The sequence below is a fragment of the Achromobacter sp. DMS1 genome (assembly GCF_001270295.1).
The window spans coordinates 1-14,928 of record NZ_LHSJ01000080.1 but is presented as its reverse complement, the minus strand read 5'-3'; the positions used below and the strand labels follow the sequence as shown (position 1 = coordinate 14,928).

Below are 14,928 nucleotides of genomic sequence, written 5' to 3'. Positions count from 1 at the left end.
CATGGCAAAAGGCAAGTTTGAACGTACCAAGCCGCACGTGAACGTGGGTACGATTGGTCACGTTGACCACGGCAAAACGACGTTGACGGCGGCCATCACGACGGTGCTGTCGAGCAAGTTCGGCGGCGAAGCCAAGGGCTACGACCAGATCGATGCGGCTCCTGAAGAGAAGGCGCGCGGCATCACGATCAACACGGCGCACGTGGAATACGAAACGGAAACGCGCCACTACGCGCACGTTGACTGCCCGGGCCACGCCGACTACGTGAAGAACATGATCACGGGCGCGGCGCAGATGGACGGCGCGATCCTGGTGGTGTCGGCCGCCGACGGTCCGATGCCGCAGACGCGCGAGCACATTCTGCTGAGCCGCCAGGTGGGCGTGCCGTACATCATCGTGTTCCTGAACAAGGCGGACATGGTCGATGACGCCGAGCTGCTGGAGCTGGTGGAAATGGAAGTTCGCGAGCTGCTGTCGAAGTACGACTTCCCGGGCGACGACACGCCGATCATCAAGGGTTCGGCCAAGCTGGCGCTGGAAGGCGACAAGGGCGAGCTGGGCGAGCAGGCGATCCTGTCGCTGGCGCAGGCGCTGGACACGTACATTCCGACGCCGGAGCGCGCGGTTGACGGCACGTTCCTGATGCCGGTCGAAGACGTGTTCTCGATCTCGGGTCGCGGCACGGTGGTGACTGGCCGTATCGAGCGCGGCGTGATCAAGGTTGGCGAAGAAATCGAAATCGTGGGCATCAAGCCGACGGTGAAGACGACGTGCACGGGCGTGGAAATGTTCCGCAAGCTGCTGGACCAAGGCCAGGCGGGCGACAACGTGGGCATTCTGCTGCGCGGCACCAAGCGTGAAGACGTCGAGCGCGGCCAGGTGCTGGCCAAGCCGGGTTCGATCACGCCGCACACGGAGTTCACCTCGGAGGTGTACATTCTGTCCAAGGAAGAGGGTGGGCGCCACACGCCGTTCTTCAACGGCTACCGTCCGCAGTTCTACTTCCGCACGACGGACGTGACGGGCACGATCGATCTGCCCAAGGACAAGGAGATGGTGCTGCCGGGCGACAACGTGACGATGACGGTCAAGCTGCTGTCGCCGATCGCCATGGAAGAAGGTCTGCGCTTCGCCATCCGTGAAGGCGGCCGTACCGTCGGCGCCGGCGTGGTCGCCAAGATCATCGCCTAAGTTGTAACAAGCAATACCCGATGGGTAGAGGAGCTTCGGCCCCTCTATCCATTCTTGCTGGAAAAGTAGTACTATGTATGGTTCCGCAAGGTTTCGCACATAGGCCAGCAGCGAGTGCAAGTCTGTAGTGTTTTAGGGGCATAGCTCAATTGGCAGAGCGTCGGTCTCCAAAACCGAAGGTTGTAGGTTCGATTCCTACTGCCCCTGCCACCGCCAGGAAAACCCGCGGGAGATCATCGCGAGTTACGCATACACGGCGGCTCGCGTCGCAATATGTCTAATACCAGCGTAGAAAATGTCACCAGCACCGCTGACCGGATCAAGCTCTGGCTGGCGGTTCTTGTCGTTGTTGCTGGCATCGTCGGGTTTTCTGTGCTGAGCGCGCAGCCGATGCCTGCCCGTATCGGGGTGTTCGTCGGCAGCCTCGTCATTGCAGCCGCGATCGCGTGGTTCAGCGAACCCGGTCGCCGCACCCTGAGCTTTGCCAGCGAGTCGTACAACGAAGTCAAGCGTGTCTCGTGGCCCACCCGCAAGGAAACGACCCAGATGACGGGCATCGTTTTCGCGTTCGTGGCGATCATGGGCATTTTCATGTGGGTGCTCGACAAGGGCATCGAATGGATTCTCTACGGCCTGCTGCTGGGCTGGAAATAAGGGCGGCGAATGAGTAAGCGTTGGTATGTCGTCCATGTGTACTCCGGCATGGAAAAAAGCGTGCAGAAAGCCCTGAACGAGCGCATCGAGCGCGCGGGCCTGCAGACGTCTTTTGGTCGCATTCTCGTGCCCTCCGAGGAAGTCGTCGAGGTCAAGGGCGGCCAGAAGTCCATCACCGAGCGTCGCATTTTCCCCGGTTACGTCCTCGTCGAGATGGACCTGACCGACGAAACGTGGCACTTGGTCAAGAACACCAACCGAGTCACCGGCTTTCTGGGTGGCTCGGGCAACCGCCCGACCCCGATTTCCGAGAAGGAAGTCGAGAAGATCCTCTCCCAGATGGAAGAGGGTGTCGAGAAGCCCCGTCCCAAGATCTCTTCGAGGTGGGCGAGATGGTGCGGGTCAAGGAAGGTCCGTTTGCTGACTTCAACGGCAATGTCGAGGAAGTCAACTACGAAAAGAGCAAGGTGCGTGTGTCCGTGACCATTTTCGGTCGCGCCACGCCCGTGGAGCTCGATTTCAGCCAGGTCGAAAAGACCTGATTTCAACCCCGGGGAGCTGCGCAACTCTTGACGCGTAGCGATATCACCCGCAAGGAGCATAAGCATGGCGAAGAAGATCGTCGGCTTTATCAAGCTGCAAGTGCCGGCTGGTAAGGCCAACCCCTCCCCCCCCGATTGGCCCGGCCCTGGGTCAGCGTGGCCTGAACATCATGGAATTCTGCAAGGCGTTCAACGCCAAGACCCAAGGCATGGAGCCGGGTCTGCCGATCCCCGTGGTGATCACCGCCTTCGCGGACAAGAGCTTCACCTTCATCATGAAGACCCCGCCCGCGACGGTCCTCATCAAGAAGGCCGCCGGCGTCCAGAAGGGCTCGTCCAAGCCGCACACCGACAAGGTCGGCACGCTGACGCGCGCCCAGGCCGAGGAAATCGCCAAGACCAAGAGTCCGGACCTGACCGCTTCCGACATGGAAGCCGCCGTCCGCACCATCGCTGGCAGCGCCCGCAGCATGGGCATCACGGTTGAGGGGATCTAATCATGGCAAAACTGTCCAAGCGCGCCGCCGCGATCGCCCAGAAGATCGATCGCACCAAGCTGTACCCCGTGGCCGAAGCCCTGGCCCTGGTCAAGGAAACCGCTGTCGCCAAGTTCGATGAATCCATCGACGTGGCCGTGCAGCTCGGCATCGATCCCAAGAAGTCCGACCAGCTGGTCCGCGGCTCCGTGGTGCTGCCCGCCGGCACCGGCAAGACCGTCCGCGTGGCCGTGTTCGCCCAGGGCGACAAGGCCGAGGCCGCCAAGGCCGCCGGCGCCGACATCGTGGCCTGGACGACCTGGCCGAGCGCATCAAGGCCGGCCAGATGGACTTCGACGTGGTCATCGCCTCGCCCGACACCATGCGCGTCGTGGGCGCCCTGGGCCAGGTGCTGGGCCCCCGCGGCCTGATGCCGAACCCCAAGGTCGGCACCGTGACCCCGGACGTGGCCACCGCCGTCAAGAACGCCAAGGCCGGTCAGGTGCAATACCGCACCGACAAGGCCGGCATCATCCACGCCACCATCGGCCGCGCGTCGTTCGGCGTGGAACAGCTGCAAACCAACCTGGCCGCCCTGGTCGACGCCCTGCAAAAGGCTCGTCCCGCCGCTGCCAAGGGCATCTACCTGCGCAAGCTGGCCGTTTCGTCCACGATGGGCGGCGGCGCGCGCGTGGAAATCGCCTCGCTGTCGGCCTGATAGGGCGGCACAGCGAAAAACGTACTTTGGGCTGCATCCGGGCTCTTCCGGATGCTGCTGTCAAAGACCGCTGGAGCAGGGTAGCAAAGGGGTCCGCCCCTTCGGAAGCATCGAAGCCGTACCTCTGCTGTCCCGCTTAATCCCGAAGCTTTCCCAGTTCGGATCCAGCGTAGACGGCGTCCCACGGAAGATTTCTTTTTATTTGAAGAACTCAACCCAGGCGCCGCATTCGGTTGACGCGCAAGGCTTACGCCCCAAGCGTCTTTTGATGGAGTGTTCAAACCGTGAGTCTCAATCGTCAAGAGAAAGCGGTGGTGATCGAGGAAGTCTCGGCGGAAGTCGCCAAGGCCCAGTCGATCGTTATCGCCGAGTACCGTGGTCTGGACGTCGCCTCTGTCACCGTACTGCGCAAAACTGCGCGTGAATCGGGCGTGTACCTGCGTGTTCTGAAGAACACGCTGGCCCGTCGTGCGGTTGCCGGCACGGCTTTCGAGCCGATCGCCGAGCAACTCACCGGTCCGCTGATCTACGGTATCAGCGCTGATCCGGTCGCCGCGGCCAAGGTCCTCGCAGGTTTCGCGAAAAGCAACGACAAGCTGGTCATCAAGGCGGGCGCTCTGCCCAACAACCTGTTGAACCAAGACGGCGTGAAGGCCCTGGCCACCATGCCTTCGCGCGAAGAGTTGCTCTCGAAGCTGCTGGGCACCATGCAAGCCCCCATCGCGCAATTCGTGCGTACGCTCAACGAAGTTCCGACCAAGTTCGCCCGTGGCCTGGCTGCGGTCCGCGACCAGAAGGCGGCGGCCTGAGGCCTCGCCCCCGGACTTCGCTGAACGACCGAGCGACACCCAAACCCTGGCATTACCCAATTATTGGAGTTCTTAGAAAATGGCACTTAGCAAAGCTGAAATCCTTGACGCCATCGCTGGCATGACCGTGCTCGAGCTGTCCGAGCTGATCAAGGAAATGGAAGAGAAGTTCGGCGTGTCGGCTGCCGCCGCCGCCGTGGCCGTGGCTGCTCCCGCTGCCGGTGGCGCCGCCGCCGCCGCTGAAGAGCAGACCGAGTTCACCGTCGTGCTGGCCGAAGCCGGCGCCAACAAGGTGAGCGTCATCAAGGCCGTGCGCGAACTGACGGGCCTGGGCCTGAAGGAAGCCAAGGACCTGGTGGACGGCGCTCCGAAGCCCGTCAAGGAAGGCATCGCCAAGGCTGACGCCGAAGCCGCCAAGAAGAAGCTGGAAGAAGCTGGCGCCAAGGTCGAAGTCAAGTAAGACCTTGCGTCAACTGCCCGGGGACAGCGCAGTTTGCCGTCCCCGGGCTTTTGCGTTTCCAGGAAACCCCTACTGACGGCCCGAGCTTTTCAGTGGGGTTTCCTGGAGTCGTATCACCTGGGGCCGTGGTTGACGGCCCATGCAACCTCGAGTCGGAGTGCTCATGCCTTACTCGTACACCGAAAAAAAGCGCATCCGCAAAAGCTTCGCCAAGCGTGAAGACGTTCAGAACGTTCCCTTCCTGCTGGCGACTCAGCTTCAATCCTACCTAACTTTCCTGCAGGCGGATACCGCCCCGTCCGAACGCGTTGCCGACGGCTTGCAGGCGGCGTTTACGTCGATTTTCCCGATTGTTAGCCACAACGGAATGGCGCGCCTCGAGTTCGTGAGCTATTCGCTCGGCGAACCGGTGTTCGATGTCAAGGAATGTCAGCAACGTGGCCTGACCTACGCGTCGCCGCTGCGCGCCAAGGTCCGCCTGGTGCTGCTCGACCGCGAAGTCAGCAAGCCCACCATCAAGGAAGTGAAGGAGCAGGAAGTGTACATGGGCGAGATTCCGCTCATGACCAGCACCGGCTCCTTCGTCATCAACGGCACGGAACGCGTCATCGTGTCGCAGCTGCACCGCTCGCCCGGCGTGTTCTTCGAGCACGACCGCGGCAAGACCCACAGCTCCGGCAAGCTGCTTTTCTCCGCCCGGGTGATTCCCTATCGCGGCTCCTGGCTCGATTTCGAGTTCGACCCGAAGGACATCCTGTTCTTCCGCGTCGACCGCCGCCGCAAGATGCCGGTCACGATCCTGTGCAAGGCGATCGGCATGACGCCCGAAACCATTCTGGCCAACTTCTTCGACTTCGACAACTTCGAACTGAAGAGCGAAGGCGCGATGATGGAGTTCGTGCCTGAGCGCTGGAAGGGCGAAATGGCCCGCTTCGACATCACCGACCGTTCCGGCAAGGTGATCGTCGAGAAGGACAAGCGCATCAACGCCAAGCATCTGCGCGATCTCGCCAACGGCGGCATCCAGCGCGTTTCCGTGCCCGAGGAATTCCTCTATGGCCGCGTGCTGGCCAAGAACATCGTCGATCCCGACACGGGCGAGGTCATTGCCAACGCCAACGACGAGATCACCGAAAGCGTGCTGTCGGCGCTGCGCGCGGCCAACGTGCGCGAGATCCAGACGCTCTACACGAACGACCTGGACCGCGGCCCCTACATTTCGCAGACGCTGCGCACCGACGAAACCGCCGACCAGAACGCTGCCCGCATCGCCATCTACCGCATGATGCGTCCGGGCGAGCCGCCCACCGAGGAAGCGGTCGAGGCCCTGTTCCAGCGCCTGTTCTACAGCGAGGAAACCTACGATCTGTCGCGCGTGGGCCGCATGAAGGTCAACAGCCGTCTGGGCCGGGGCGAAGACACGTCCGGCCCCATGACGCTGACCAACGAGGACATCCTCGACACCATCAAGGTGCTGGTGGAGCTGCGCAACGGCCGTGGCCAGATCGACGACATCGACCACCTGGGCAACCGCCGCGTGCGTTGCGTGGGCGAACTGGCCGAAAACCAGTTCCGCGCCGGCCTGGTGCGCGTCGAGCGTGCCGTCAAGGAACGCCTGGGCCAGGCCGAAACCGAAAACCTGATGCCGCACGACCTGATCAACTCCAAGCCGATCTCGGCCGCCATCAAGGAGTTCTTCGGCTCGAGCCAACTGTCGCAGTTCATGGACCAGACCAACCCGCTGTCGGAAATCACGCACAAGCGTCGTGTTTCCGCGCTGGGCCCGGGCGGCCTGACCCGCGAGCGCGCCGGCTTCGAAGTGCGCGACGTGCACCCCACGCACTATGGCCGCGTCTGCCCGATCGAAACGCCGGAAGGCCCGAACATCGGCCTGATCAACTCCATGGCGCTGTACGCCCGCCTGAACGAGTACGGCTTCCTGGAAACGCCCTATCGCAAGGTCATCGACGGCAAGGTGAGCGACCAGATCGACTACCTGTCGGCCATCGAGGAAAGCCACTACGTGATCGCCCAGGCGAACGCGGCGCTGGACGAGGAAGGCCGCTTCAAGGACGACCTGGTGGCCTGCCGCGAAGCGGGTGAAACCATGCTCACGGCGCCGGCCAACGTGCACTACATGGACGTGGCGCCGTCGCAGATCGTGTCGGTCGCGGCCTCGCTGATTCCGTTCCTGGAGCACGACGACGCCAACCGCGCGCTGATGGGCGCCAACATGCAGCGCCAGGCCGTGCCCTGCCTGCGCCCCGAGAAGCCCCTGGTGGGCACCGGCATCGAGCGCACCGTGGCGGTCGACTCCGGCACCACCGTGCAGGCGCTGCGCGGCGGCGTGGTCGACCACGTCGACGCCGAGCGCGTGGTGATCCGCGTCAACGACGACGAAAACGTCGCCGGCGAAGTGGGCGTGGACATCTACAACCTCATCAAGTACACCCGCTCCAACCAGAACACGAACATCAACCAGCGTCCCATCGTCAAGCGCGGCGACAAGGTCGCCAAGGGCGACGTGCTGGCCGACGGCGCATCGACGGACCTGGGCGAACTCGCCCTGGGCCAGAACATGCTGATCGCGTTCATGCCCTGGAACGGCTACAACTTCGAGGACTCGATCCTGATCTCCGAGAAGGTCGTGGCCGATGACCGCTACACCTCGATCCACATCGAGGAACTGACGGTCGTCGCGCGCGACACCAAGCTCGGACCCGAGGAAATCACCCGCGACATCAGCAACCTGGCCGAAGCCCAGCTCAACCGCCTGGATGACTCGGGCATCTGCTACATCGGCGCCGAAGTCAGCGCCGACGACGTGCTGGTGGGCAAGGTCACGCCCAAGGGCGAGACCCAGCTCACGCCGGAAGAGAAGCTGCTGCGCGCCATCTTCGGCGAGAAGGCGTCCGACGTGAAGGACACCTCGCTGCGCGTGCCCTCGGGCATGACCGGCACCGTCATCGACGTGCAGGTGTTCACGCGCGAAGGCATCGTGCGCGACAAGCGCGCCCAGTCCATCATCGACGACGAACTGCGCCGCTACCGCCAGGACCTGAACGACCAGCTACGCATCGTCGAGAACGACCAGTTCGACCGTATCGAGAAGATGCTGGTCGGCAAGACCGTCAACGGCGGCCCGCGCAAGCTCGCCAAGGGCGCCACCATCACCAAGGCCTACCTGGCCGACCTGGACCGCTGGCAGTGGTTCGACATCCGCCTGGCCGACGAAGCCCACGCCGTGGTGCTGGAACAGGCCAAGGAGTCGCTTGAGCAGAAGCGCCACCAGTTCGACCTGGCCTTCGAGGAAAAGCGCAAGAAGCTCACGCAGGGCGACGAACTGCCGCCGGGCGTGCTGAAGATGATCAAGGTGTACCTGGCCGTCAAGCGCCGCCTGCAGCCCGGCGACAAGATGGCCGGCCGTCACGGCAACAAGGGCGTGGTTTCGCGCATCACCCCCGTCGAGGACATGCCCCACATGGCCGACGGCACGCCTGCCGACATCGTGCTGAACCCGCTGGGCGTGCCTTCGCGCATGAACGTCGGCCAGGTGCTCGAAGTGCACCTGGGCTGGGCCGCCAAGGGCGTGGGCCAGCGCATCGCCGACATGCTGCGCGACGAGCGCACGGCGCAGGTCAAGAACGTGCGCGCCTACCTGGAGAAGGTCTACAACACGACCGGCACCGGCGCGCGCATCGACGAGCTGACCGACGACGAAGTCATCGAGATGGCGCAGAACCTCAAGAACGGCGTGCCGTTCGCCACGCCCGTCTTCGACGGCGCGACGGAAGAGGAAATCGGCAAGATGCTGGAACTGGCCTATCCCGACGAGGTGGCCGAGCGCATGCAGCTCACGCCGTCGCGCACCCAGGCCTGGCTCTATGACGGCCGCACCGGCGAGAAATTCGAGCGCCCGGTCACCGTGGGCTACATGCACTACCTGAAGCTGCACCACCTGGTCGACGACAAGATGCACGCCCGTTCGACCGGCCCGTACTCGCTCGTCACCCAGCAGCCGCTGGGCGGCAAGGCGCAGTTCGGCGGCCAGCGGTTCGGGGAAATGGAAGTGTGGGCGCTGGAAGCCTACGGCGCCGCCTACACCCTGCAGGAAATGCTGACGGTGAAGTCCGACGACATCACCGGCCGCACCAAGGTATACGAAAACATCGTCAAGGGCGACCACGTCATCGACGCCGGCATGCCGGAATCGTTCAACGTGCTGGTCAAGGAAATCCGCTCGTTGGCCCTGGACATGGATTTGGAGCGTAACTAATGAAAGCGCTACTCGACCTCTTTAAGCAAGTCTCGCAAGACGAGCAATTCGATGCCATCAAGATCGGCATCGCGTCGCCCGAGAAGATCCGTTCGTGGTCTTACGGCGAAGTGCGCAAGCCCGAGACCATCAACTACCGCACGTTCAAGCCGGAACGCGATGGTCTGTTCTGCTCCAAGATCTTCGGCCCCATCAAGGACTACGAGTGCCTTTGCGGCAAGTACAAGCGCCTGAAGCACCGCGGCGTGATCTGCGAAAAGTGCGGCGTCGAAGTCACCGTCGCCAAGGTCCGCCGCGAACGCATGGGCCACATCGAGCTGGCCAGCCCGGTTGCGCACATCTGGTTCCTGAAGAGCCTGCCGTCGCGCCTGGGCATGGTGCTCGACATGACGCTGCGCGACATCGAGCGCGTGCTCTACTTCGAAGCCTGGTGCGTGATCGAGCCCGGCATGACGCCGCTCAAGCGCGGCCAGATCATGTCCGATGATGACTTCCTCGCCAAGACCGAAGAGTACGGCGACGACTTCCGCGCGCTCATGGGCGCCGAAGCCGTGCGCGAACTGCTGCGCACCATCGACATCGACCGCGAAGTGGAAACGCTGCGCGGCGAGCTGAAGGCCACCAGCTCCGAAGCCAAGATCAAGAAGATCTCCAAGCGCCTGAAGGTGCTGGAAGGCTTCCAGAAGTCGGGCATCAAGCCCGAGTGGATGGTCATGGAAGTGCTGCCCGTGCTGCCGCCGGACCTGCGTCCGCTGGTGCCGCTGGACGGCGGCCGCTTCGCGACCTCCGACCTGAACGACCTGTATCGCCGCGTCATCAACCGCAACAACCGCCTCAAGCGCCTGCTCGAGCTCAAGGCGCCGGAAATCATTCTGCGCAACGAAAAGCGCATGCTGCAGGAAGCCGTCGACTCGCTGCTGGACAACGGCCGCCGCGGCAAGGCCATGACGGGCGCCAACAAGCGCCAGCTCAAGTCGCTGGCCGACATGATCAAGGGCAAGAGCGGCCGTTTCCGCCAGAACCTGCTGGGCAAGCGCGTCGACTACTCGGGCCGTTCGGTCATCGTGGTGGGCCCGCAGCTCAAGCTGCACCAGTGCGGCCTGCCCAAGCTGATGGCCCTGGAACTGTTCAAGCCGTTCATCTTCAACCGCCTGGAGATGATGGGCCTGGCCACGACCATCAAGGCCGCCAAGAAGCTCGTGGAAAGCCAGGAGCCGGTGGTGTGGGACATCCTCGAAGAGGTGATCCGCGAGCACCCGGTCATGCTGAACCGTGCGCCCACGCTGCACCGCCTGGGCATCCAGGCCTTCGAGCCCGTGCTGATCGAAGGCAAGGCCATCCAGCTCCATCCGCTGGTCTGCGCGGCGTTCAATGCCGACTTCGACGGCGACCAGATGGCCGTGCACGTGCCGCTGTCGCTGGAAGCCCAGCTCGAGGCGCGCACGCTGATGCTGGCCTCGAACAACGTCCTGTTCCCGGCCAACGGCGAACCGTCCATCGTGCCGTCGCAGGATATCGTGCTGGGTCTGTACTACACGACCCGCGAGCGCATCAACGGCAAGGGCGAAGGCATCTTCTTCACCGACGTGGCCGAGGTGCAGCGCGCCTATGACAACGGCGAAGTCGAGTTGCAGAGCCGCATCACCGTGCGCCTGACCGAATACGAGCGCGACGAGAACAACGAATGGCAGCCCGTGATCCGCCGTCACGAGACGACGGTCGGCCGTGCGCTGCTGTCGGAGATCCTGCCCAAGGGCCTGCCCTTCTCGGTGCTGAACAAGGCGCTCAAGAAGAAGGAAATCTCGCGCCTGATCAACCAGTCGTTCCGCCGCTGCGGCCTGCGCGATACGGTGATCTTCGCCGACAAGCTGATGCAGTCGGGTTTCCGCCTGGCCACGCGCGGCGGCATTTCCATCGCCATGGAAGACATGCTGATCCCGAAGGCCAAGGAAGCGATCCTGGCCGAGGCCAGCCGCGAAGTGAAGGAAATCGACAAGCAGTACTCGTCGGGCCTGGTGACCTCGCAAGAGCGCTACAACAACGTGGTGGACATCTGGGGCAAGGCCGGCGACAAGGTCGGCAAGGCGATGATGGAACAGCTCGCCACCGAGCCCGTGATCAACCGTCACGGCGAGGAAGTGCGCCAGGAGTCGTTCAACTCCATCTACATGATGGCCGACTCGGGCGCGCGCGGTTCGGCCGCCCAGATCCGCCAGCTCGCCGGCATGCGCGGCCTGATGGCCAAGCCGGATGGCTCCATTATCGAAACGCCCATTACCGCGAACTTCCGCGAAGGCCTGAACGTACTGCAGTACTTCATTTCGACGCACGGCGCGCGCAAGGGCCTGGCCGACACGGCGCTGAAGACCGCGAACTCGGGCTACCTGACCCGCCGCCTGGTGGACGTCACGCAGGACCTGGTCATCACCGAGGAAGATTGCGGCACGTCCCAGGGCTACGCCATGAAGGCGCTGGTCGAGGGCGGCGAAGTCATCGAGCCGCTGCGCGACCGCATTCTGGGCCGCGTGGCTGCCGTGGACATCGTCAATCCCGACACGCAGGAAACGGCCATCACCGCCGGCACCCTGCTGGACGAAGACATGGTCGACATGATCGACCGCCTGGGCGTGGACGAAGTCAAGGTCCGCACGCCGCTGACCTGCGAAACGCGCCATGGCCTGTGCGCGCACTGCTACGGCCGCGACCTCGGCCGCGGCACGCCGGTCAACCAGGGCGAGGCGGTCGGCGTCATCGCCGCCCAGTCCATCGGCGAACCGGGCACGCAGCTTACGATGCGTACGTTCCACATCGGCGGCGCGGCCTCGCGTTCGGCCCTGGCCAGCGCGGTCGAAACGAAGTCCAGCGGCACCGTGGGCTTCGCCAGCACCATGCGCTACGTCACCAACGCCAAGGGCGAGCGTGTGGCGATCTCGCGTTCGGGCGAACTGGCCATCTTCGATGACAACGGCCGCGAGCGCGAACGCCATAAGATCCCCTACGGCGCACCGTGCTGGTGGGCGACGGCGAAGCCGTCAAGGCCGGCACCCGCCTGGCGACCTGGGATCCGCTGACCCGTCCGATCGTTTCGGAGTACGGCGGCGCCGTGCGCTTCGAGAACATCGAGGAAGGCGTTACCGTCGCCAAGCAGGTGGACGAAGTTACCGGCCTGTCGACGCTGGTCGTCATCACGCCCAAGACGCGCAGCGGCAAAACCGTCATGCGTCCGCAGATCAAGCTGGTCAACGAGAACGGCGAAGACGTCAAGATCGCCGGCACCGATCACTCGGTGAACATCTCGTTCCCGGTCGGCGCGCTCATCACCGTGCGCGACGGCCAGCAGGTCGCCGTGGGCGAGGTGCTGGCGCGCATTCCGCAGGAATCGCAGAAGACCCGCGACATTACCGGCGGTCTGCCGCGCGTGGCCGAGCTGTTCGAAGCGCGTTCGCCCAAGGATGCCGGCATGCTCGCCGACGTCACCGGCACGGTTTCGTTCGGCAAGGACACCAAGGGCAAGCAGCGCCTGGTCATCACCGACCTGGAAGGCGTCAGCCACGAGTTCCTGATTCCGAAGGAAAAACAGGTGCTGGTGCACGACGGCCAGGTGGTGAACAAGGGTGAAATGATCGTGGACGGCCCGGCCGACCCGCACGACATCCTGCGCCTGCAGGGCATCGAAAAACTGGCGACCTACATCGTGGACGAAGTCCAGGACGTGTACCGCCTGCAGGGTGTGAAGATCAACGACAAGCACATCGAGGTGATCGTTCGCCAGATGCTGCGCCGCGTGAATATCGTCGATGCCGGCGATACCGACTTCATCCCGGGCGAGCAGGTCGAGCGCTCCGAGCTGCTCAACGAGAACGACCGCGTCGTTGCCGAAGGCAAGCGTCCGGCCACCTACGACAACGTGCTGCTGGGCATTACCAAGGCATCGCTGTCGACCGACTCGTTCATCTCGGCCGCGTCGTTCCAGGAAACCACCCGGGTCCTGACCGAGGCCGCCATCATGGGCAAGCGCGACGACCTGCGCGGCCTGAAGGAAAACGTCATCGTCGGCCGCCTGATCCCGGCGGGCACCGGCCTGGCGTACCACCTGGCCCGCAAGGACAAGGAAGCGCTGGAGGCCGCGGAACGCGAAGCCGCCCGCCAGATGGCCAACCCGTTCGAAGACTCGCCGGTCACGGTGGGTTCGGACACCGAGCCGGAGGCTCCGGCTTCCGACGCCGGAAGCGAGGATACCGCCGAATAAGCGGGTCCTTGCCGGGTTCGTCCCGCCACCGTCGGCGCCCTGTCTTCCTGGCAGGCGCCGGCCGCAGCAAAAAGGCCGCTGGCTTATGCCAGCGGCCTTTGTTTTTTCCGAGAGCGGCGCCTATTCCGCGGCCCGGGCCCTGGCGCGCCGGAATACCGGCCCCCAAATGGGATGGCCGGCCTCGTTGGGGGCGAGTTGAAAGCCGGGGTCCAGTTGCAGGATGCGGGCAAAGCTGTCCTGGCAGAGCTGGGCGTAGCGGGTGACGCAATAGCTGAACGCCTGCAGTTTGTAGGCTTCGATGCGCACGGCCTTGGGCGCGGTGGCCAGCGCATCGGAAGTGGCCACGCCGCGGATCACCGCGCCGTAGCGGCCGGCCGCGTAGTCGTCGCGGACCTGTTGCAGTTCCGCCACGGCTTCTGCCGTGGGAGGCGGCTCGGCGGTGAGCGGGGAGAGGGCGGCGCAGCCGGAAAGGAGTACCGAGATGCCCAGCGCGGTGTTCAGGGTGCGGAGTTTCATGGGCTTCCTGAAAAATAAAGATTGTTTCGGCCGAGTCCAATCGTGCCACAGCCTGATGCGCTCGGACATTTTCCGCAATGCCCTGGCCGGACGGATTGGATAATATTCGCCCTATTAAAATTCCTATCTGTATTTCTTGCGCCTGCGCGCAGCACCTATCATGCCTTCATCCGCCGGTCTGCTGACGCCCCGCGGTCCGTTTTCCGGCGCCGCGCCGCTTGCGTTGCGTCCCTTGAGCGCCATCGCCGCCACCTCGGCGGGAGGGGTGCCGGAGTCCCGCATCAAGCGGATCGTCTCCGATCTGATTCCCTCGCTCGCCGCGCTGCATGCGCAGGCCGAAATCTGCGGAGGAGTCAGCCTGGACATGGTCGGCATGGACGAGAACGCGCACGCGCACCTGATGCCGGAGGTCGAGGATCCGCTTTCCCAGCGCTCGAACGCCGTGCCGGCGTCCGGCTTTGCCCCCTTCGAGCTGTACACCACCGACTCCGCCGAATGGCCGCGCGGCCCCTGGACCGACATCTATGCGCTTTGTGCCGTCATGCACTCGCTGGTGACCGGCGCGCGGCCGGCGCCCGCCCCGGAGCGGCGCGCCGTCGATCCCTATGAGCCCCTGGCCGTCGTGGGCCCGCCCAAATACAGCCAGGAGTTCCTGGCCGTCATCGATGCCGGGCTCGCCATGCATCCCGAAGACCGTCCGCAGACGCTGGAGCAGCTTGCACACCTGCTCGGTATTTCCGCGCAGCTGGAGGAGGCGGCGCCCGCCGCGAACGACGAGGCGGCGGGAACCGCCGTCGCGGCTTGCGCCGCGCCGGCGGAAGCCGTGCGCGGTGCGCGTCGCGGATCGCGGCTCCCCTTGCTGGCGCTGCTGCTGGCGGTGGCGCTGGGGGGCGCGGCCTTGTATGCCTGGTTCCAGTTCAATTTGGGAACCTCCCATTCCGTCATCCGCAGCTCGGAAGTCGTGCCGCCATCCGCGGGGCTGTCCACGGCCTCCGGCACGGCCGAGACACCGCCGGCGTCCGCGCCGGAGCCTGTC

At 64.3% G+C, this 14,928-nt stretch carries 7 protein-coding genes, 1 tRNA gene and 4 pseudogenes; 11 read left to right on the top strand and 1 reads right to left on the bottom strand.

Annotated features, from left to right (window positions below):
• Position 1: 1 nt before the first annotated feature.
• The 10 genes and pseudogenes from tuf to rpoC all read left to right on the top strand — a co-directional run bounded on the left by tuf (position 2) and on the right by rpoC (position 13,376).
• Complete coding sequence (gene tuf / locus AD428_RS11460) at positions 2-1,192, top strand: elongation factor Tu (RefSeq protein ID WP_053244268.1); 1,191 nt, start codon at positions 2-4, stop codon at positions 1,190-1,192.
• A 134-nt stretch (positions 1,193-1,326) separates the two neighbouring features.
• Positions 1,327-1,402, top strand: a tRNA-Trp gene (locus AD428_RS11455).
• Between the two features lie 63 nt (positions 1,403-1,465).
• A complete protein-coding gene (gene secE, locus AD428_RS11450; RefSeq protein WP_053245248.1) occupies positions 1,466-1,846 on the top strand; it encodes a preprotein translocase subunit SecE in 381 nt (126 codons plus the stop codon).
• A gap of 9 nt (positions 1,847-1,855) precedes the next feature.
• Positions 1,856-2,388 (top strand): annotated as a pseudogene (nusG, locus tag AD428_RS11445) (transcription termination/antitermination protein NusG).
• A gap of 64 nt (positions 2,389-2,452) precedes the next feature.
• Positions 2,453-2,885 (top strand): annotated as a pseudogene (rplK, locus tag AD428_RS11440) (50S ribosomal protein L11).
• A gap of 2 nt (positions 2,886-2,887) precedes the next feature.
• Positions 2,888-3,582, top strand: a pseudogene (gene rplA, locus AD428_RS11435) (50S ribosomal protein L1).
• Positions 3,583-3,866: 284 nt separating this feature from the next.
• The gene (rplJ, locus tag AD428_RS11430; protein WP_053245245.1) at positions 3,867-4,391 is read left to right on the top strand and encodes a 50S ribosomal protein L10; all 525 of its coding nucleotides are present in this window, start codon (positions 3,867-3,869) and stop codon (positions 4,389-4,391) included.
• 79 nt (positions 4,392-4,470) lie between these two features.
• Positions 4,471-4,851, top strand: a complete 381-nt coding sequence (rplL, locus tag AD428_RS11425) for a 50S ribosomal protein L7/L12 (protein ID WP_053245244.1) — start codon at positions 4,471-4,473, stop codon at positions 4,849-4,851.
• Between the two features lie 163 nt (positions 4,852-5,014).
• Positions 5,015-9,127 (top strand): DNA-directed RNA polymerase subunit beta, encoded by a 4,113-nt coding sequence (rpoB, locus tag AD428_RS11420; RefSeq protein WP_053245243.1) that lies wholly within the window; start codon positions 5,015-5,017, stop codon positions 9,125-9,127.
• Positions 9,127-13,376, top strand: a pseudogene (gene rpoC / locus AD428_RS11415) (DNA-directed RNA polymerase subunit beta'). Before rpoB ends, rpoC begins: the two are co-directional and overlap by 1 nt.
• Before the next feature lie 120 nt (positions 13,377-13,496).
• Here rpoC and AD428_RS11410 read toward each other — a convergent pair.
• The gene (locus AD428_RS11410; protein WP_053245242.1) at positions 13,497-13,892 is read right to left on the bottom strand and encodes a TssQ family T6SS-associated lipoprotein; all 396 of its coding nucleotides are present in this window, start codon (positions 13,890-13,892) and stop codon (positions 13,497-13,499) included.
• 160 nt (positions 13,893-14,052) lie between these two features.
• Between AD428_RS11410 and AD428_RS11405 the strand changes: the two genes are divergently transcribed.
• Positions 14,053-14,928, top strand: an 876-nt coding sequence (locus AD428_RS11405) for a serine/threonine protein kinase (RefSeq protein ID WP_152968057.1), incomplete at its 3' end; no start/stop codon positions are given.